Origin of the sequence: Bacillus sp. YC2 (assembly GCF_019891195.1) — a bacterium.
GTDB lineage: Bacteria > Bacillota > Bacilli > Bacillales > Bacillaceae > Bacillus.
This window is the reverse complement of record NZ_JAHXDO010000010.1, coordinates 81,925-101,303: the sequence shown is the minus strand read 5'-3', so window position 1 is coordinate 101,303 and position 19,379 is coordinate 81,925. Positions and strand designations below refer to the sequence as shown.

The 19,379-nt window shown below is 47.4% G+C and carries 19 protein-coding genes and 2 riboswitches; all 19 genes read left to right on the top strand.

The window, feature by feature from the left end; all coding sequences use genetic code 11:
* The first annotated feature begins 31 nt into the window (after positions 1-31).
* The 19 genes from guaA (at position 32) to purH (ending at position 19,369) form a co-directional block, all read left to right on the top strand.
* A complete protein-coding gene (gene guaA, locus KY305_RS15620) occupies positions 32-1,573 on the top strand; it encodes a glutamine-hydrolyzing GMP synthase (RefSeq protein ID WP_223063327.1) in 1,542 nt (513 codons plus the stop codon).
* A gap of 112 nt (positions 1,574-1,685) precedes the next feature.
* Positions 1,686-2,219 carry a sigma-70 family RNA polymerase sigma factor gene (locus tag KY305_RS15615; RefSeq protein ID WP_223063326.1) on the top strand — a complete coding sequence of 178 codons (534 nt, stop codon included), beginning with the start codon at positions 1,686-1,688 and terminating at the stop codon, positions 2,217-2,219.
* Entirely contained in the window at positions 2,201-3,637 is a 1,437-nt protein-coding gene (locus KY305_RS15610; RefSeq protein ID WP_223063325.1) for a DUF4179 domain-containing protein, read from the top strand. Before KY305_RS15615 ends, KY305_RS15610 begins: the two co-directional genes overlap by 19 nt.
* A gap of 140 nt (positions 3,638-3,777) precedes the next feature.
* Positions 3,778-3,879, top strand: a riboswitch (purine riboswitch).
* A 134-nt stretch (positions 3,880-4,013) separates the two neighbouring features.
* Complete coding sequence (locus tag KY305_RS15605) at positions 4,014-5,336, top strand: NCS2 family permease (RefSeq protein WP_223063324.1); 1,323 nt, start codon at positions 4,014-4,016, stop codon at positions 5,334-5,336.
* Between the two features lie 200 nt (positions 5,337-5,536).
* Entirely contained in the window at positions 5,537-6,319 is a 783-nt protein-coding gene (locus tag KY305_RS15600; RefSeq protein WP_223063323.1) for a hypothetical protein, read from the top strand.
* Between the two features lie 138 nt (positions 6,320-6,457).
* Positions 6,458-6,634, top strand: a complete 177-nt coding sequence (locus KY305_RS15595; protein WP_223063322.1) for a Fur-regulated basic protein FbpA — start codon at positions 6,458-6,460, stop codon at positions 6,632-6,634.
* 165 nt (positions 6,635-6,799) lie between these two features.
* Positions 6,800-7,354 carry a DUF2179 domain-containing protein gene (locus tag KY305_RS15590; protein ID WP_223063321.1) on the top strand — a complete coding sequence of 185 codons (555 nt, stop codon included), beginning with the start codon at positions 6,800-6,802 and terminating at the stop codon, positions 7,352-7,354.
* Positions 7,351-7,548, top strand: coding sequence for an NETI motif-containing protein (locus KY305_RS15585; protein WP_003155772.1), 198 nt, complete (start codon positions 7,351-7,353; stop codon positions 7,546-7,548). The genes KY305_RS15590 and KY305_RS15585 overlap by 4 nt, the downstream gene beginning before the upstream one ends.
* A gap of 78 nt (positions 7,549-7,626) precedes the next feature.
* A riboswitch (purine riboswitch) is annotated at positions 7,627-7,728 on the top strand.
* 130 nt (positions 7,729-7,858) lie between these two features.
* Positions 7,859-8,347 carry a 5-(carboxyamino)imidazole ribonucleotide mutase gene (gene purE / locus KY305_RS15580; protein ID WP_214800513.1) on the top strand — a complete coding sequence of 163 codons (489 nt, stop codon included), beginning with the start codon at positions 7,859-7,861 and terminating at the stop codon, positions 8,345-8,347.
* A complete protein-coding gene (gene purK / locus KY305_RS15575; RefSeq protein ID WP_223063320.1) occupies positions 8,340-9,479 on the top strand; it encodes a 5-(carboxyamino)imidazole ribonucleotide synthase in 1,140 nt (379 codons plus the stop codon). The genes purE and purK overlap by 8 nt, the downstream gene beginning before the upstream one ends.
* Complete coding sequence (gene purB / locus KY305_RS15570) at positions 9,479-10,771, top strand: adenylosuccinate lyase (protein ID WP_061520206.1); 1,293 nt, start codon at positions 9,479-9,481, stop codon at positions 10,769-10,771. The genes purK and purB overlap by 1 nt, the downstream gene beginning before the upstream one ends.
* A 75-nt stretch (positions 10,772-10,846) precedes the next feature.
* On the top strand, positions 10,847-11,566 hold the full coding sequence (gene purC / locus KY305_RS15565) for a phosphoribosylaminoimidazolesuccinocarboxamide synthase (protein WP_223063319.1): 720 nt from the start codon (positions 10,847-10,849) through the stop codon (positions 11,564-11,566).
* A complete protein-coding gene (purS, locus tag KY305_RS15560; RefSeq protein ID WP_223063318.1) occupies positions 11,566-11,820 on the top strand; it encodes a phosphoribosylformylglycinamidine synthase subunit PurS in 255 nt (84 codons plus the stop codon). The genes purC and purS overlap by 1 nt, the downstream gene beginning before the upstream one ends.
* Positions 11,817-12,500, top strand: a complete 684-nt coding sequence (gene purQ / locus KY305_RS15555) for a phosphoribosylformylglycinamidine synthase subunit PurQ (protein ID WP_223063317.1) — start codon at positions 11,817-11,819, stop codon at positions 12,498-12,500. Before purS ends, purQ begins: the two co-directional genes overlap by 4 nt.
* Complete coding sequence (gene purL, locus KY305_RS15550) at positions 12,484-14,712, top strand: phosphoribosylformylglycinamidine synthase subunit PurL (RefSeq protein WP_223063316.1); 2,229 nt, start codon at positions 12,484-12,486, stop codon at positions 14,710-14,712. The genes purQ and purL overlap by 17 nt, the downstream gene beginning before the upstream one ends.
* Entirely contained in the window at positions 14,688-16,118 is a 1,431-nt protein-coding gene (gene purF / locus KY305_RS15545; RefSeq protein WP_223063315.1) for an amidophosphoribosyltransferase, read from the top strand. Before purL ends, purF begins: the two co-directional genes overlap by 25 nt.
* 91 nt (positions 16,119-16,209) lie before the next feature.
* Positions 16,210-17,250, top strand: a complete 1,041-nt coding sequence (gene purM, locus KY305_RS15540; RefSeq protein WP_223063314.1) for a phosphoribosylformylglycinamidine cyclo-ligase — start codon at positions 16,210-16,212, stop codon at positions 17,248-17,250.
* Positions 17,247-17,834, top strand: coding sequence for a phosphoribosylglycinamide formyltransferase (gene purN / locus KY305_RS15535; protein WP_223063313.1), 588 nt, complete (start codon positions 17,247-17,249; stop codon positions 17,832-17,834). Before purM ends, purN begins: the two co-directional genes overlap by 4 nt.
* The gene (purH, locus tag KY305_RS15530; RefSeq protein ID WP_223063312.1) at positions 17,831-19,369 is read left to right on the top strand and encodes a bifunctional phosphoribosylaminoimidazolecarboxamide formyltransferase/IMP cyclohydrolase; all 1,539 of its coding nucleotides are present in this window, start codon (positions 17,831-17,833) and stop codon (positions 19,367-19,369) included. Before purN ends, purH begins: the two co-directional genes overlap by 4 nt.
* Positions 19,370-19,379: the final 10 nt, after the last annotated feature.

The window sequence follows — 19,379 nt, the reverse complement described above, 5'->3', positions numbered from 1 at the left end:
TCAAAAACTTAGAGGAGATTAGGTGACAACCATGACGAAGTTAGTGAATGAAATGATTCTTGTTCTTGATTTCGGCAGTCAGTATAACCAGCTGATTACCCGCCGGATCCGTGAATTTGGTGTATATAGCGAGCTGCATCCCCATACATTGACAGCTGAAGAAATCAAAGAAATGAATCCAAAAGGAATTATCCTTTCAGGCGGACCGAACAGTGTGTATGATGAAGGATCATTCCGCTGCGACGAAAAAATCTTTGAACTGGATATCCCTGTACTGGGTATCTGCTACGGAATGCAGCTGATGACTCATTACCTCGGAGGTAAAGTGGAAGCAGCCAGCCAGCGTGAATACGGAAAAGCGAACATTCACATTCAAGGCACTCCTGATTTGTTCAAAGATCTTCCTGAAGAGCAAGTGGTTTGGATGAGCCACGGCGACTTAGTCGTGAAAGTGCCGGAAGGATTTACGGTAGACGCGACAAGCCATCACTGCCCTAATTCAGCGATGAGTAAGAAAGACAGAAAATGGTACGGTGTTCAGTTCCATCCGGAAGTTCGTCATTCAGAATACGGAAATGACCTTCTGAAAAACTTTGTCTTCGACGCTTGTGAATGTAAAGGCGAATGGTCAATGGAAAACTTTATCGAAATCGAAATGCAAAAAATCCGTGAAACAGTCGGAGACAAACAAGTGCTTTGCGCGTTGAGCGGCGGAGTAGACTCTTCAGTCGTAGCCGTTTTGATTCATAAAGCGATCGGCGACCAGCTGACTTGTATCTTCGTCGATCACGGCTTGCTGCGTAAAGGTGAAGCGGAAGGCGTCATGAAAACGTTCAGCGAAGGTTTTAACATGAACGTGATTAAAGTAGACGCGCAAGACCGTTTCCTGAACAAGCTGAAAGGTGTATCTGATCCGGAGCAAAAACGTAAAATCATCGGAAATGAATTTATTTACGTGTTTGATGATGAAGCGGACAAGCTTAAAGGAATCGATTACCTTGCGCAAGGAACGCTTTACACAGATATTATCGAGAGCGGTACGGCGACTGCTCAAACGATCAAATCACACCACAATGTCGGCGGGCTTCCTGAAGACATGCAGTTTGAATTGATTGAGCCGCTGAATACGCTCTTTAAAGACGAAGTGCGTGCGCTCGGCACAGAACTCGGTATTCCTGATGACATCGTATGGCGCCAGCCGTTCCCTGGACCGGGCCTTGGCATCCGTGTTCTCGGTGAAGTAACCGAGGAAAAACTTGAAATCGTTCGTGAATCAGATGCGATTTTGCGTGAAGAAGTGGCTAACCACGGCCTCGAACGCGACATCTGGCAATACTTCACCGTTCTTCCTGACATCCGCAGCGTAGGCGTTATGGGAGATGCGAGAACGTACGATTACACAATCGGCATCCGCGCCGTTACATCAATCGACGGCATGACATCTGACTGGGCCCGTATCCCTTGGGATGTGCTTGAAGTGATCTCAACACGCATCGTAAATGAAGTCAAACACATTAACCGCGTCGTGTATGACATTACGAGCAAGCCGCCTGCAACGATTGAGTGGGAATAAATAAAGTATCCGTAAAACGTCTCTTACAAAAAGAGGCGTTTTTTTCTTTCTTGTCATCTTTTTGAAACCGTTTCGGGGTGTTTCGTATCTAACAACATGGGAGGTGGATAAGGTGAAGGAAGAACGATTGATCACAAAGGCGAGAAAAGGCAATACCGCCGCCTTTGAAAAATTGATCACAGCTCATCAGGAGACTTTATATAAAACGGCTTATCTCTATTTACATCATAAGGAAGACACGCTGGACGCGGTGCAGGAAACGGCGTACAAGGCTTTTCTCAACATAGCGAAACTCAAGGAGCCGAAGTATTTTAAAACGTGGCTCATCCGCATTCTGCTCAATACGATTTTTGCGATGAAGAAAAAGCAGGGGGATGTTATCCCGTTTGAACCGCAGCATGAAGTGGGAGCGGTGAACCGAAACATTGAAGAATACATAGATCTTCGAAACGCGCTTGAAACACTTGACGAACATGTGCAGCTGACGATTCAGCTTTATTATTTTCAGGACTTTTCGATACCGATGATTGCGGAGCAGACCGGCATGGCGGAAGGCACCGTTAAAACACATCTGCACCGCGCGAGAAAAGCATTGAAGCAGGAGCTGGAAAAGGAGGATAAACAAACATGGAAAAGCATCAAATGAAACAATTGTATCAAGACATTGATGTGCCGAAGCAGGAATTGAAAAAAGCGATACAAAGCGCTGCTGCCCGTGCCGGAAAAGAAGGCGCAGCCAAACGGAGATGGGGAAGAAAACTGACAAACGGTCTGGCCGTCGCTGCTGCTTTGTTTTTGCTTTATCTGTCCTCCGGCTTGTTCATCCCCTCCGTTAATACGGCTATGGGAAATATTCCAGTTGCCGGACAAATTTATAATCTTTTTCAAGATAAGGCGGGTTCAGCACTTTTTAAAAGCAATCTGGTGACGAAGCTGAATGAAAAAGCGGAATCGCGCGGAATCACAGTAACGGTAAAAAGTGTGTATTACGACAGCGGCCAGCTCGTATATAATTTTATTGTTGATCACCTGAAATCCGATGAAGACTATATTTCATTTCAAGTTGATTATAAGGATGAGCTTAATATTTTAGCTGAAGATAATGACAGCCAGGACTTGAAAAAATTGAAAGATGGAAGGTACGGAGGCCAGCTTCGTTTTTTCACAGATGGCTCAAAGCTAAAAGACGGTGACAAGTTCCCGCTTATCATTACACAGATTAAGGACATTCCGGGAAACTGGCGATTTAAACTCCCTGTAAAAAAACAGCATTCAACCTTTTTAGAAGGAACGAAAGATGTGACGATAAATAACGGATTGTATCGGCTGTTCGATATTCGAGCGGAAAACGGAACGAGGGGTTCTGCTCTGCAATATACAATTGACTATCACGGTATTGCCAAAAAAGACGTCATTTCCATTTATGACGCAACGGATGATGCAGGCAACCATTATGAAATGACCTTATCCAATATTGAACTGGGGAACAGAAAGAAACTATCCAACGGAGATGAAAGAGCCCGGGGACAAACTCAATTCAGCAAACCGATTGATCCAAAAGCGAAAAAGCTCTTCATTACGGGTGGTGTGAAATTTGAAACGGAAACCAGCGAAATCGTACCTCTGCAAACAAAACTGCCGGTCAGCTATAAAACAGAACATCATCACGTCGGAATAAAAATCAATAAAATCAAGCAAGAAGGCAGGCGTGTCGTTGCCGACTATCAATTCACCGGAATCGACTTGGAAAAAACAGATGCGGATCAGCTGATTAATGCCGGGGAAACAATCGGTCTGGGCCATACGAAAAAAATGAAGGCTTGGTCCTCCCCAGATGATTATGAGAAAGGCTTTTATCTCAAAGGAAACAAGGCAAAAGTCACAAATCTTAAAAAAGGTGAAATGGAATCCGTTTTTGAATTGGATGATTCACACAATAAAGAGTATTCATTACGCCATTTCTCGCTCGGCTCATACGCCCTTTATATTGAGAAAACCCATATGAATCTGCTGGCAAATAACGATCTCACATTCGAAGTGCCGATCCGGCAAAAGTCAGAGTAATAAATCCTTTAAAGGCGGCTGTTTTGCCGCCTTTATTTTTGGAATCATTTGGTCAATTGACGAATAAACTAATTTTTTTTCTCGGTATTGTTCGTTTTTTATATTGAGTTTTCAAAATTGAATTGATACAATAGACTCAGAAATCAAATATGCATTGATATCGTATAATCGCGGGGATATGGCCCGCAAGTTTCTACCAAGCTACCGTAAATGGCTTGACTACGGATAAATCTCAATCGTTTGATATAAATAATACATTCCTTATTTATTATTCAAACTGAACGTATGTAGTCAAGCGTCCCAAATTTGTTGGGGCGTTTTTTATTTGGCGGATAACGGGCAGAATAAATGGGAGAGAATGAAGGAGGCAATTGGCTTGAAGCAATTTTTTCAGTTTGATGAGCTGGGGACAAGCTATCGTAATGAAATTATCGGCGGATTAACGACCTTTTTGTCAATGGCGTACATCCTGTTCGTAAACCCTCTGACACTGTCATTAAACGGTGTGAAGGGATTTCCGGAAGCATTAAAAATTGATCAGGGAGCGGTTTTCACCGCAACTGCACTTGCGTCCGCGGCCGGCTGTATTTTAATGGGGCTGATCGCGAGGTATCCGATTGCGATTGCGCCGGGTATGGGATTAAACGCGTTTTTTGCATTCTCTGTCGTTCTCGGCATGGGGATTTCCTGGCAGGCGGCGCTTTCCGGCGTATTGATTTCCGGGATCATTTTCGTTGCGCTTTCGTTAACAGGATTGCGTGAAAAAATCATAAATGCGATTCCGCCGGAGCTGAAATTGGCGGTAGGCGCAGGAATCGGTTTGTTTATTACGTTTGTCGGCTTACAGGGCTCCGGCATTATTGAAGCGAACTCATCCACTCTTGTTTCTATCGGCAACATTCATAGCGGACCTGTGCTGTTAACGATTTTCGGCGTCATTGTGACTGTCATTTTAATGGTGCTTCGCGTGAACGGCGGTGTTTTTATCGGAATGCTTCTGACGGCCATTGCCGGAATGATCTGCGGTTTGATTCCCGTTCCGACGCATATTATCGGAAGTGTGCCGAGCCTTGCGCCGACTTTCGGACAAGCATGGATGCACCTGCCGGACATTTTCTCCGTTCAAATGCTGATTGTCATTTTAACCTTCTTGTTCGTCGGGTTCTTTGATACAGCGGGTACGCTTGTGGCTGTAGCAACGCAGGCCGGACTGATGAAAGAAAATAAACTTCCGCGCGCGGGAAGAGCGCTTCTTGCAGATTCCACGTCTATTGTGATCGGGGCCGTGCTCGGCACATCGACGACGACATCATATGTTGAATCAAGCTCAGGCGTTGCTGCGGGAGCGCGTTCGGGATTTGCAGCTGTCGTTACGGGCATTCTCTTTTTGCTTGCGATGTTTTTCTCGCCGCTTCTGTCCGTCGTTACCACAAATGTGACGGCTCCGGCTTTAATTATTGTCGGCGCGCTGATGGTGGCGCCGCTCGGTAAAATCGCCTGGGATAAATTTGAGGTCGCCGTGCCGGCATTTTTGACGATGATCATGATGCCGCTGACGTACAGCATTGCGACCGGGATTGCGATCGGCTTTATTTTCTATCCGATTACAATGATCTGTAAAGGAAAAGGAAAAAGCGTTCATCCGATTATGTACGGGCTGTTCGTCATCTTTATTCTGTACTTTATCTTCTTAAAATAATGGGAAAAACCGGCTGCGCAACCAGCCGGTTTTTGTTTTTTTATCGTATTTTGTAAAACCATTACATACAATAAAACGTCATGTGGATGTCCGAATAAAGGAATCACTTGACTGTTCAAGGACGCTTCGGTACCTTATATAAGTGTTTTATTTTCTTGTTTAATAGATTCCGCCGTATTTTTTTGATAGGAGTTGCTGACATGACGGAAGAAAGAAAAGAAACGTTTGAAGAAGAAAAACAGAATCAGAAAATAGATGAAGAACCGCTGTCGAGAATGTCCAGAAATGCGGGACGCCATCAGAAGCAAAAGAAAAAGGAAAAGCAGCGGCGCCCGGCTGCGCCTTTTACGGAAAAGCTCGGCACTGTATGGGGTGCTGTCAGACGGTATTGCCGTTTTGCCTTGCGCATCTTGCAATCACCGGTGAAAATCGTGGAGGAGGACGGCTTCTCCCGTTTTAAATATGCCCTTATTTCAATGCTTGTGTTCAGTATCTTTTTTTCAATCGGAAATTGGTTTCAGCTGAGGGCAAGCCAGCAAAGAACTCTCGGGTTCGGAGAGCGGCATCATACGTTTTTTGACGGATTTACCGTTGTTCTCGTGTATTCGCTCGTCTTTTTAGCCGCTGCGGCCGGGGCGGTCTGGCTTGTATCACGCTATATGATGAAACAAAAAATTACGATGCGTGATGCGGCTGCTGGGTTTGGCTCACTTTTGGTACCCGCTGTAGCCTGCTCTATTGTGTGGATGATTTTCGCCATACTGAATCTGCCGGTGATCACCGTCATTTTTACAGCCCTTACGCTGTTTTTGGCTGTTTCGGCAATGGTGCAGTTTGTCCAGATACTGTATAAAACGGCTGAACGGGCATCGGTCGATGTGATGTACTGCATTCTGGCGGCCGCATTCATTATGCTTGTATTTACGGCATTGACATGGCCGCTCGTCTCGGAGTACTTTACGGCTTCGCTGATACCGTTATAAGTCGAAATGTGTCTGACACAATGTTTACAAATGTTTCTAATTTCACGTGTTGTTTTACTGCGCAGGCCGATATATGATAGGAGCAACAGAAAAACGCTAGAGGCATCAAACTTAATGATTCGGAAAGGATGATTGAGGATGGCCCCATTGTTGCGCGAAGCCATTAATCGAAAGAAGCAGCTGCTGCAGACGAAGCTGATTCACTCAGGTTTTTATCAAGGTGAGGGCCATGAACTGGCCGGATATACGCTGAGTGAGCTTGAAAAGGAATATGAAGCATTAATGAGTTTGAAAAAGAAGCCCCGGTTTCACTGATAAGAGAATGGAAGTCTGCCTTTTAAAAGGCAGGCTTTTTTATTTTTCTTTTGAAAACGGGCAAAAGAGGGTAAACTATCTTTGTCGAAAGGTTTGTACGGCTGCATCGCTGCCGTTTTCTCCAGCAGAATATGAGTGCTTTTTGAATCAGAGGGGGGATGTTCAATGATGCAAACGATCTTATCAAACAGTATAGGCATGGTTCTCATTATTCTCATTATTAACATCATATATGTATCTTTTTTTACGATCAGGATGATTCTGACGTTAAAGGGCCAGCGCTATTTGGCAGCAGGCATCAGTACAATTGAGATTCTTGTGTATGTGACCGGCCTGAGCCTTGTGCTCGGCAATCTGGATCAAATTCAAAACGTCATCGCTTACGCTCTCGGCTACGGTCTTGGCGTCATCGTCGGAATGAAAATTGAAGAAAAGCTCGCGCTCGGATATATTACAGTCAATGTCATTACGAAGGAGCTTGATTTAGATCTTCCGAGGCAGCTGCGGGAAAAGGGATACGGAGTCACAAGCTGGGTAGCGGGCGGACTTGAAGGAGACCGGACCGCCATGCAGATTCTGACACCGCGAAAATATGAGCTCCAGCTGTATGATACGATTAAAACGCTTGACGAAAAAGCGTTTATCATCGCCTTCGAGCCGAAAACCATCCACGGCGGTTTCTGGGTAAAAGCAGTGAAGAAGAGGAGAATTAAGGAATGACAAAGCCAAAAAAGAAACGGTTTGAAGTGACAGAACATGAAACGATCGATACCATTCTCACTTTAATGAAAGAAGAGGGATATATGCCGGTCAGGCGTATGGAAGAGCCGATCTTTACAGAAAAGAAAGAAAATGGATCAATTCAAGTCGTTCCTTGCGGGAAAAAAATCGTATTTGAAGGCAAATTGATCTAAACACGAACATTAAAAGAAAGAATTTTTATATCGTTCGATAATGTCGTTGACATTATCTAAGTCCGTTGTTAAGATAAACATGAAATCAAAACACGACCTCATATAATCTTGGGAATATGGCCCATAAGTTTCTACCCGGCTGCCGTAAACGGCCGGACTATGCAGGAAAGTGATAAACAGCTGACATGGATATCGCAGAAGCGAACGACTGACGATACACGCGCCATGCCCGGTTTGTATTGCTTCCTCATAGTGCAATGCGAACCGGGTTTTTTTGTCTGAAAACAAAGCATGAAAAGGTGGGAACAGAATGCAGCCGCTAGCAGGAATCATCATGGGAAGCACCTCTGATTGGGAGACAATGAAACATACATGTGACATACTTGACGAACTTCACATTCCTTATGAAAAACAGGTTGTATCCGCTCATCGGACGCCTGATTTGATGTTTGAATACGCAGCGAGCGCCAGAGACAGAGGCTTAAAAGTCATTATAGCCGGAGCCGGAGGAGCGGCGCATCTGCCGGGAATGACGGCGGCGAAAACGACACTTCCGGTCATTGGCGTGCCGATTCAGTCTAAAGCGCTCAACGGGCTGGATTCACTACTGTCCATCGTGCAGATGCCTGGCGGCGTGCCGGTCGCGACGACAGCCATCGGAAAAGCGGGCGCGGTGAACGCCGGTCTGTTAGCCGCGCAAATTTTGTCGGCATTTGACGAAGATATTGCGCAAAGACTAGAGGCGAGAAGAAACACCACTGAACAAGCGGTGCTGGAAAGCAGTGATCAGCTTGTCTAGTCATACGATCTACCCGGGTGCCGTAATCGGCATAATCGGCGGCGGACAGCTTGGAAAAATGATGGCCGTTGCCGCAAAGCAGATGGGATATAAAGTGGCTGTCGTCGATCCTGTTAAAGACTCGCCGTGCGGACAGGTCGCCGATGTGGAAATTACCGCCCCTTATAATGACCGTGAAGCGATTCGGAAACTGGCGGATATCAGTGACATTATCACCTATGAATTCGAAAATATTGATTACGAGGCGCTGAACTGGCTTAAGGATAACGCGTATCTCCCGCAGGGAAGCGAGCTTCTGCTCATCACCCAGAACCGTGAGACGGAGAAAAAAGCAATCCAATCAGCCGGCTGCCAAGTCGCCCCTTATCGGATTGTCAATAGCGCGACTGAGCTGAAGCAGGCCATTCAGTCACTCGGACTGCCGGCGGTTTTAAAAACCTGCCGCGGCGGATATGACGGAAAAGGTCAATTTGTCATTAAGGAAGAGGAGCAGGCAGACGAAGCATCCGCACTGTTAGAGAACGGAACCTGCATTCTTGAAAGCTGGGTCCCGTTCCGAATGGAGCTGTCTGTCATCGTGACAAGATCAGTGCACGGAGAGATTTCAACTTTTCCGGCAGCTGAAAACATTCACCACAATAATATTTTGTTCCAAAGCATTGTGCCTGCGAGGGTGGATGAAGCGGTTCAAAAGCGGGCCGAGGCGCTCGCCGTTCAGCTCGCCGAAACATTAGGGCTTGTCGGACCGCTTGCGGTGGAAATGTTTGTGACGGAAGAAGGAGATCTTCTCATCAATGAATTGGCGCCGCGTCCGCACAACTCAGGACACTATACGCTTGATCTTTGCGAAACGAGCCAATTCGAGCAGCATATCAGAGCGGTTTGCGGTTTGCCGCTTGGCAAAACCGAACTGTTAAAACCCGGAATGATGGTGAATCTTCTCGGAGATGAAGTGAAACTCGTTGAGGAAAAGACGGAGCTTTTAAAGGAAGCCAAGCTTTATCTGTACGGGAAACATGACATTAAAAAAGGCCGCAAAATGGGACATATCACGTTTTTGCGGGAGCCTGATGACGAATGGATTCAGGACATAGCGAATATATGGATGAATAGAGACGGAGGACTAGCATAATGATCGAACGTTATTCAAGACCTGAAATGTCCGCGATTTGGACGGACGAGAACAGATACCAAGCATGGCTGGAAGTTGAAATTTTAGCCTGTGAAGCCTGGGCGGAGCTTGGCGTCATTCCGAAAGAAGACGTCAAAGTCATGCGCGAAAACGCGTCTTTCGACATTAACCGCATTTTAGAAATCGAGCAGGATACGCGTCATGACGTCGTTGCTTTTACCCGTGCTGTTTCTGAATCATTAGGCGAAGAAAGAAAATGGGTGCACTACGGCCTGACTTCAACCGACGTCGTGGATACGGCTCTTTCTTACCTATTAAAACAGGCAAACGACATTTTGCTCAAGGACATTGAGAGATTTGTTGACATCATAAAAGAAAAAGCAAAAGAACATAAATATACGGTGATGATGGGACGCACACACGGCGTACACGCTGAGCCGACAACATTCGGCCTGAAGCTTGCGCTTTGGCATGAAGAGATGAAACGCAATCTTGAACGCTTCAAGCAGGCGAAAGCAGGCATCGAAGTCGGTAAGCTTTCCGGCGCGGTCGGCACATATGCGAACATTGATCCGTTTGTAGAGCAATATGTTTGTGAGAAGCTGGGACTGAAAGCAGCGCCGATTTCAACGCAAACGCTGCAGCGTGACCGCCATGCGGATTACATGGCAGCACTTGCCCTGATCGCGACAAGCATTGAAAAATTCGCAGTTGAAATCCGCGGACTGCAAAAAAGTGAAACGCGCGAAGTGGAAGAGTTTTTCGCAAAAGGACAAAAAGGATCATCGGCCATGCCGCACAAACGGAATCCGATCGGTTCAGAAAATATGACAGGCATGGCGCGCGTCATCCGAGGCTACATGCTGACGGCATATGAAAATGTTCCATTATGGCATGAGCGCGATATTTCTCATTCATCAGCAGAGCGGATTATTCTTCCGGACGCGACCATTGCGCTTAACTACATGCTGAACCGTTTCAGCAATATCGTCAAAAACTTAACGGTATTCCCTGAAAATATGAAACGCAACATGGACCGCACGCTCGGTTTAATCTACTCTCAGCGCGTGCTGCTCGCTTTAATTGACACGGGCCTGCCTCGCGAGGAAGCATATGATACGGTTCAACCGAAAGCAATGGAAGCGTGGGAAAAGCAAGTTCCGTTCCGCCAGCTTGTCGAAGCGGAGGAAAAAATCACTTCCCGACTCACGCCGGAACAAATTGCTGACTGCTTTGACTACAATTATCACTTGAAAAACGTCGACTTGATCTTTGACCGTTTAGGTTTATAGAAGAAGCCAGCCGGAGGCGGCTTCTTCAGCCGTCCCAGATTGAAAATTCCCAACATTCGGGTTAGGAGGCCTTCCGTGAATATTGTGAAAAACGAACTTCTTTATGAAGGAAAAGCGAAACGAATTTACAAAACTGAAGACGAACAGATACTTTACGTGGTTTATAAAGATTCCGCCACAGCTTTTAACGGTGAGAAAAAAGCGGAGATCAGCGGGAAAGGCCGTCTGAACAATGAAATCTCAAGCCTGATTTTCAAACATCTGCATGCCCAAGGAATCGACAACCATTTCGTTGAGCGCATTTCTGAAACAGAACAGCTCATCAAAAAAGTGAGCATCATACCGCTTGAAGTCGTCGTCAGAAACGTTGCAGCCGGAAGCATGTCCAAACGTCTCGGCATCCCGGAAGGAACAGAGCTTCCGCAGCCGATTATCGAATTTTACTACAAAGATGACGCACTCGGTGATCCGCTCATTACAGAAGATCATATTTGGCTGTTAAAAGCGGCTTCGCCTGAACAGGTGGAAACGATCAAATCCATTACAAAACAGGTGAACAAAGAGCTTCAGCACATTTTTGACGGCTGCGGTGTCAGATTAATAGATTTTAAGCTTGAATTCGGTGCGGACGCAGAGGGACAGGTGCTGTTAGCGGATGAAATTTCTCCTGATACGTGCCGCCTGTGGGACAAAGACACAAACGAAAAGCTTGATAAAGATCTATTCAGACGGAATTTAGGAAGCTTAACCGATGCATACGAAGAGATTTTCAAAAGACTGGGAGGCATTTCATAATGTATAAAGTGAAGGTATATGTCAGCTTAAAAGAAAGTGTACTTGATCCGCAAGGGAGCGCGGTGCAGCATGCACTGCACAGTATGACCTACAATGAAGTGCAGGGTGTGCGCATCGGAAAATACATGGAGCTGACGATTGAAAAATCTGACCGCGATCTTGACGGACTTGTGAAAGAAATGTGTGAAAAACTGCTCGCCAATACGGTGATCGAAGACTACCGATATGAAGTTGAGGAGGTTGTCGCACAGTGAAATTTGCGGTGATTGTGTTACCAGGCTCTAACTGCGATATTGATATGTTTCACGCTGTAAAGGACGAACTAGGCGAAGAAGTCGAGTATGTCTGGCACGAGGAAACAAGCCTTGACGGATTTGACGGCGTGCTCATCCCCGGCGGCTTCTCTTACGGCGATTATTTAAGATGCGGCGCCATTGCCAGATTCGCAAACATCATGCCGGCTGTCAAAAAAGCGGCTGCCGAGGGAAAACCGGTTCTCGGCGTTTGCAACGGTTTTCAAATTTTACAGGAGCTTGGCCTACTGCCCGGCGCGATGAGACGAAACAAAGATTTAAAATTTATTTGCCGGCCGGTTGAGTTGGTTGTGCAAAATGAGAAGACGCTGTTTACCTCTTCCTATGAACAAGGCGAATCAATCACCATTCCGGTAGCCCATGGCGAAGGGAACTTCTACTGTGACGACGAAACGCTTGAAGCATTAAAAGAAAACAATCAAATCGCCTTCACATACGGAACGGATATTAACGGAAGTGTCAGCGGCATCGCGGGTGTCGTAAATGAAAAAGGCAATGTACTAGGCATGATGCCTCACCCTGAACGCGCGGTTGACGAGTTGCTCGGCAGCGCAGACGGTCTTAAATTATTCCAGTCTATCGTGAAAAATTGGAGGGAAACTCATGTCGCTACTGCTTGAACCAAGTAAAGAACAAATTAAAGAAGAGAAACTCTATCAGCAAATGGGTGTCAGTGATGACGAGTTCGCACTCATTGAATCTATTATCGGAAGATTGCCAAACTACACAGAAATCGGAATTTTTTCCGTCATGTGGTCTGAGCATTGCAGCTACAAAAACTCTAAGCCGATTTTACGCAAATTCCCGACAAGCGGCGAACGCGTGCTGCAAGGCCCGGGAGAAGGCGCCGGAATCGTTGACATCGGAGATAATCAGGCGGTTGTGTTCAAAATTGAATCACATAACCACCCGTCAGCGCTTGAGCCTTACCAAGGAGCTGCAACAGGAGTGGGCGGTATCATCCGTGACGTATTCTCAATGGGCGCCCGTCCGATTGCTGTATTAAACTCTCTTCGATTTGGTGAACTCACTTCACCGCGTGTGAAGTACTTGTTTGAAGAAGTAGTTGCGGGAATTGCGGGATACGGAAACTGTATCGGTATTCCGACAGTCGGAGGAGAAGTGCAATTTGACGCCAGCTATGAAGGCAATCCGCTTGTCAATGCGATGTGCGTCGGCTTAATTGATCATAAGGATATTAAGAAAGGCCAGGCGAAGGGAGTCGGCAACACCGTCATGTATGTCGGTGCGAAAACAGGACGCGACGGTATTCACGGGGCTACATTCGCCTCGGAAGAAATGTCAGATTCATCTGAAGAAAAACGGTCTGCGGTACAAGTGGGCGATCCTTTCATGGAGAAGCTTCTGCTTGAAGCCTGCCTTGAAGTCATCCAATGCGACGCGTTAGTGGGCATTCAGGACATGGGAGCGGCCGGCTTGACAAGCTCAAGCGCAGAAATGGCAAGTAAAGCCGGCTCCGGCATTGAAATGAATCTTGATCTCATTCCGCAGCGTGAAACAGGCATGACCGCTTACGAAATGATGCTTTCTGAATCTCAGGAACGGATGCTTCTCGTCATTGAACGCGGGCGTGAGCAGGAAATCGTCGATATTTTTGAAAAATATGACCTTGAAGCCGTTTCTGTCGGCCATGTAACCGATGATAAAATGCTCCGCCTCCGCCATAACGGAAAGGTCGTTTGCGAACTTCCGGTTGATGCGCTTGCGGAAGAAGCGCCTGTATATCACAAGCCTTCAAGTGAACCGGCATACTATCGTGAGTTTCAGGAAACAGAAGTTTCTGCCCCGGAAGTGCAGGATGCGACAGAAACACTTTTCGCTCTTTTGCAGCAGCCGACGATCGCCAGCAAAGAGTGGGTGTATGACCAATACGATTATATGGTCCGCACGAATACAGTTGTTGCCCCGGGATCTGACGCCGGTGTGCTCAGAATCCGCGGAACGAAAAAAGCGCTGGCGATGACGACAGATTGTAATGCTCGTTATTTATACCTTGATCCAGAAATCGGCGGAAAAATCGCTGTTGCCGAAGCGGCGCGAAATATTGTATGTTCCGGTGCTGAGCCGCTTGCGGTCACGGATAACCTGAACTTCGGGAACCCTGAAAAACCTGAGATCTTCTGGCAGATTGAAAAAGCGGCCGACGGGATCAGCGAGGCGTGCAACGTACTCAGCACCCCTGTAATCGGGGGCAACGTATCACTTTATAATGAATCAAACGGAACGGCTATCTACCCGACACCGGTCATCGGCATGGTCGGTTTAATCGAAGATACAGCTCATATTACGACGCAGCATGTCAAAGCGGCCGGAGACCTGATCTATGTGATCGGCGAAACAAAACCGGAGTTTGCGGGAAGCGAGCTGCAAAAAATGACGGAAGGCAAAATTTACGGCAGAGCGCCGGAAATTGACCTGGCCGTAGAAGAGGCACGCCAAAAAGCGCTTCTGAATGCGATTAAACAAGGGTTGGTTCAATCAGCCCATGACGTTTCTGAAGGCGGGCTCGGCGTGGCGATTGCAGAAAGCGTCATGACGACAGACAGCCTCGGCGCAAACGTTACGGCATTTGATGAAGCGGCTCTGTTATTCAGTGAGTCTCAATCACGTTTCGTTGTATCCGTGAAGGAAGAAAACAAGGCGGCGTTTGAAGCGGCTGTGGCAGATGCCGTTCACATCGGTGAAGTGACAGCAGACGGACTTTTGACCATCCGAAGCCAAGAAGGACAACAATTGGTTCACGCGCAGACGAAAGAGCTTGAGCGCGCGTGGAAAGGAGCTATTCCATGCTTGCTGAAATCAAAGGCCTAAATGAAGAATGCGGTGTGTTTGGCATCTGGGGGCACGAAGAGGCTCCGCAAATTACGTATTACGGCCTGCACAGCCTGCAGCACAGAGGGCAAGAGGGCGCCGGAATCGTGGCAACTGACGGCAAAAAGCTGACAGCGCACAAAGGCCAGGGGCTCATTACTGAAGTTTTCCAAAACGGCGAACTGAGCAAAGTGAAGGGCAAAGGCGCCATCGGCCACGTCCGTTATGCGACGGCCGGAGGCGGAGGATATGAAAATGTCCAGCCGCTTTTGTTCCGCTCGCAAAATAACGGGAGTCTTGCACTCGCCCATAACGGCAATTTAGTCAACGCCACACAATTGAAGCAGCAGCTTGAAAACCAAGGGAGCATCTTTCAGACTTCCTCCGACACGGAAGTGCTGGCTCACCTGATTAAACGCAGCGGCCATTTTACATTAAAAGACCAAATCAAAAATTCTCTGTCCATGCTGAAAGGCGCCTACGCCTTCTTAATCATGACGGAAACAGAAATGATTGTGGCGCTTGACCCGAACGGACTCAGACCGCTATCCATCGGAATGCTCGGCGACGCTTATGTCGTTGCCAGTGAAACGTGCGCGTTTGACGTTGTCGGTGCCGCGTATCTGCGGGATGTCGAGCCTGGCGAAATGCTCATTATTAATGACGAAGGCATGCAGACTGAACGTTTCTCCATGAACATTAACCGCTCCATTTGCAGCATGGAGTATATCTATTTCTCAAGACCGGACAGCAATATCGACGGCATTAACGTGCACAGCGCACGTAAAAACCTCGGGAAAATGCTTGCGCAGGAATCGGCGGTTGAAGCGGATGTCGTCACAGGCGTGCCTGATTCCAGTATTTCTGCGGCAATCGGCTACGCCGAGGCAACGGGTATTCCGTACGAGCTCGGCCTCATTAAAAACCGTTATGTCGGCAGAACCTTTATCCAGCCGTCACAGGCTCTTCGCGAACAAGGGGTCAGAATGAAGCTGTCAGCCGTACGCGGAGTTGTTGAAGGGAAACGCGTCGTTATGGTCGATGATTCCATCGTGCGCGGGACGACAAGCCGCCGGATCGTCACGATGCTCAGAGAAGCTGGGGCGACAGAGGTGCATGTGAAAATCAGTTCACCGCCAATCGCTCATCCGTGCTTCTACGGTATCGATACTTCAACGCATGAAGAGCTGATCGCTTCCGCCCATTCAGTTGAAGAAATCCGCCAAATCATCGGTGCCGACACACTTTCTTTCTTAAGTGTAGACGGATTGTTAAAAGGGGTCGGCCGTAAATTTGAAGACACTAACTGCGGACAATGTCTCGCATGCTTTACGGGCAAATACCCGACAGAAATTTATCAGGATACAGTGCTTCCTCATGTGAAAGAAGCGGTGTTAACAAAATAATTTTTGAAAATGACATAAAGGCAGCGCGAATTCCGGCTGCCTTTCTCTTTCTGCCTTTTAAGGAGAAACGAATTGACAAGGAGTGGTAGGGATGTCTGATGCTTATAAAAACGCCGGAGTTGATATCGAAGCCGGATATGAAGCCGTCAAACGAATGAAAAAACACGTGGAGCGCACAAAAAGGCTGGGCGTGATGGGAAGTCTGGGCGGTTTTGGCGGAATGTTTGATCTGTCAGAGCTTCCGTATCAAAAGCCTGTTTTAATTTCAGGAACAGACGGCGTCGGCACAAAGCTGAAACTTGCATTCTCCATGGATAAGCATGACACGATCGGTGTAGACGCGGTCGCAATGTGTGTAAACGATGTTCTCGCTCAAGGAGCAGAGCCGCTGTTTTTTCTTGATTATTTAGCAGTCGGCAAGGCTGATCCGGTGAAAATTGAGCAGATCGTTCAAGGCGTGGCAGACGGCTGCGAGCAGTCCGGCTCTGCGCTTGTCGGCGGTGAGACAGCGGAAATGCCGGGCTTATACACAGCTGACGAGTATGATATTGCCGGTTTTTCAGTCGGAGTCGTTGAAAAAGACGAAATCGTAACCGGCGAAAAGATCGAAGAAGGACATCTCTTAATCGGACTCACTTCAAGCGGCCTTCACAGCAACGGGTTTTCTCTTGTGAGAAAAGTGCTTCTGGATGATGCCCGGCTTGATTTGGATTCTGTATATGAGCCGTTTGAGCGGCCTCTCGGAGAAGAGCTGCTGGAACCGACGAAAATTTATGTGAAGCCCGTGCTTGCGGCGGTAAAAAGCGGCAAAATCGACGGCATGGCGCATGTGACGGGCGGAGGCTTTATCGAAAATATTCCGCGGATGCTGCCGGAAGGTCTGAGCGCCGAGATTGATCACGGCTCATGGCCGATTCCGCCGATTTTTCCGTTTTTGCAGGAGCACGGCAAGCTGAAAGAAGAAGAAATGTTCAACGTCTTTAATATGGGCATCGGTTTTGTCCTGGCTGTGAAAGAAGAATGCATGACGGAAGTAATCGAAACGCTTGAAGCGCATGGCGAAAAGGCATATTTAATCGGGCGTGTGAAACAGGGGCACGGCGTTGCTTTCGGCGGTGCGGCTCTTTCATGAAAAAGTTCGCGGTATTTGCTTCTGGAAACGGGTCGAACTTTGAGGCCATTGCCAATCGTCTGAAAGAAGAAAATTGGGATGCGGAGCTGTCGCTGCTCGTCACAGACAAACCTCAGGCCAAGGCGGTTGAAAGGGCGGAGGCGCTGAACATCCCTTCATTTGCCTTTGAGCCGTCAGCTTATGAAAACAAGGCTGCCTTTGAGCGGGCAATTATCGAACAGCTTCGTCTGCACGAGGCGGAACTAATTGTTCTTGCCGGTTATATGAGGCTGATCGGAGACACTTTGCTCAAAGCGTACGGCGGCAAAATCATTAACATTCATCCATCACTTCTCCCGGCATTCCCGGGAATTGACGCGATCGGACAGGCACATCGGGCGGGTGTGAAGGTTGCGGGGATCACCGTTCATTACGTAGACGAAGGAATGGACACCGGGCCGATCATCGCGCAAAAAGCATTTGAGATACAGGAAAATGATACGCTCGAAGACATGGAAAAAACGATACACGAGCTTGAGCACAAGTGGTATCCAAGTATGATTAAACAGCTGCTGGGACTAAATAACAGAGGTGAAAAGGCATGACAATCAAACGCGCATTAATCAGTGTTTCTGATAAAACAAATCTCGTACCTTTCGTAAAGGAACTGACAGAGCTTGGCGTCGAGGTCATTTCGACAGGCGGAACAAAAAAACTCCTTCAAGAAAACGGTGCGGACGTCATCGGTATTTCAGAAGTGACGGGATTTCCTGAAATTATGGACGGACGGTTAAAAACACTTCACCCTAATATTCACGGCGGACTTCTTGCCGTAAGGGACAATGATGAGCATATGGCGCAAATCAATGAACACGGCATTAAGCCCATTGATCTTGTAGTCGTCAACCTTTATCCGTTTAAAGCAACGATTTCAAAAGAAGACGTGACATATGAAGAGGCAATAGAAAACATTGATATCGGCGGTCCGGGAATGCTGCGCGCAGCTTCCAAAAACCATCAGGATGTGACGGTTATCGTGGACCCGGCCGATTACAGCGCCGTGATCAGTGAAATCAAAGAACAAGGCGGCGTCTCGCTTCACAAAAAACGCCAGCTGGCTGCTAAAGTATTCCGCCATACCGCAGCTTACGATGCATTAATCGCTGAGTATTTAACAAATGAAGCCGGAGAAAAAGACCCCGAGCAATTTACTGTCACATTTGAGAAAAAACAATCGCTTCGCTATGGAGAAAATCCACACCAAGAGGCTGTTTTCTGCCAAAGCGCACTTCCGGTCAGCGGTTCAATTGCGGCTGCAAAACAGCTTCACGGCAAAGAGCTTTCTTACAACAACATTAAAGACGCGGATGCGGCAGTTCAAATCGTCCGTGAATTCACAGAGCCCGCGGCTGTTGCCGTTAAACATATGAACCCGTGCGGAGTCGGTACGGGAGCTTCGATCGAAGAAGCGTTTAACAAAGCCTACGAGGCTGATAAAACATCTATTTTCGGCGGCATTATCGCGCTCAACCGTGAAGTCGATAAGGCGACGGCTGAGACCCTTCACGGCATCTTTTTAGAAATCATTATCGCGCCATCTTTCAGTGAAGAAGCGCTTGAGGTATTAACGGCGAAGAAAAACCTCCGCTTGCTGACGCTTGACGTGACCGCTTCAGGAAAGAAAGAAAAGCAGCTGACATCCGTTCAGGGCGGACTTTTGATTCAAGATTTAGATGTGCACGGCTTTGACGATGCCGATATCAGTATCCCGACAAAAAGAGAGCCGAACGAGCAGGAGTGGGAAGACCTGAAGCTTGCTTGGAAAGTTGTAAAACACGTGAAATCAAACGCAATCGTCCTTGCGAAAGACCATATGACCGTCGGTGTAGGAGCGGGACAGATGAATCGTGTCGGTTCAGCCAAAATCGCTATCGAACAGGCCGGAGAAAAAGCAAAGGGCAGCGCTCTTGGTTCAGACGCGTTTTTCCCGATGCCGGATACGGTTGAAGAAGCCGCAAAAGCTGGCGTAACAGCGATTATCCAGCCGGGCGGTTCAGTGCGTGATGAAGATTCGATCAAAAAAGCGGATGAATACGGCATTGCCATGGTATTCACAGGCATCAGACACTTTAAACATTAAGGGGATGAAC

Coding starts and splice junctions, on each gene's coding strand:
- KY305_RS15585 (WP_003155772.1), top strand. CDS start 7,351: ATGACAAAGCCAAAAAAGAAACGGTTTGAAGTGACAGAACATGAAACG.
- purS (WP_223063318.1), top strand. CDS start 11,566: ATGTATAAAGTGAAGGTATATGTCAGCTTAAAAGAAAGTGTACTTGAT.
- guaA (WP_223063327.1), top strand. CDS start 32: ATGACGAAGTTAGTGAATGAAATGATTCTTGTTCTTGATTTCGGCAGT.
- KY305_RS15590 (WP_223063321.1), top strand. CDS start 6,800: ATGATGCAAACGATCTTATCAAACAGTATAGGCATGGTTCTCATTATT.
- purL (WP_223063316.1), top strand. CDS start 12,484: ATGTCGCTACTGCTTGAACCAAGTAAAGAACAAATTAAAGAAGAGAAA.
- KY305_RS15595 (WP_223063322.1), top strand. CDS start 6,458: ATGGCCCCATTGTTGCGCGAAGCCATTAATCGAAAGAAGCAGCTGCTG.
- purM (WP_223063314.1), top strand. CDS start 16,210: ATGTCTGATGCTTATAAAAACGCCGGAGTTGATATCGAAGCCGGATAT.
- KY305_RS15600 (WP_223063323.1), top strand. CDS start 5,537: ATGACGGAAGAAAGAAAAGAAACGTTTGAAGAAGAAAAACAGAATCAG.
- purF (WP_223063315.1), top strand. CDS start 14,688: ATGCTTGCTGAAATCAAAGGCCTAAATGAAGAATGCGGTGTGTTTGGC.
- purB (WP_061520206.1), top strand. CDS start 9,479: ATGATCGAACGTTATTCAAGACCTGAAATGTCCGCGATTTGGACGGAC.
- purN (WP_223063313.1), top strand. CDS start 17,247: ATGAAAAAGTTCGCGGTATTTGCTTCTGGAAACGGGTCGAACTTTGAG.
- purH (WP_223063312.1), top strand. CDS start 17,831: ATGACAATCAAACGCGCATTAATCAGTGTTTCTGATAAAACAAATCTC.
- purE (WP_214800513.1), top strand. CDS start 7,859: ATGCAGCCGCTAGCAGGAATCATCATGGGAAGCACCTCTGATTGGGAG.
- KY305_RS15610 (WP_223063325.1), top strand. CDS start 2,201: ATGGAAAAGCATCAAATGAAACAATTGTATCAAGACATTGATGTGCCG.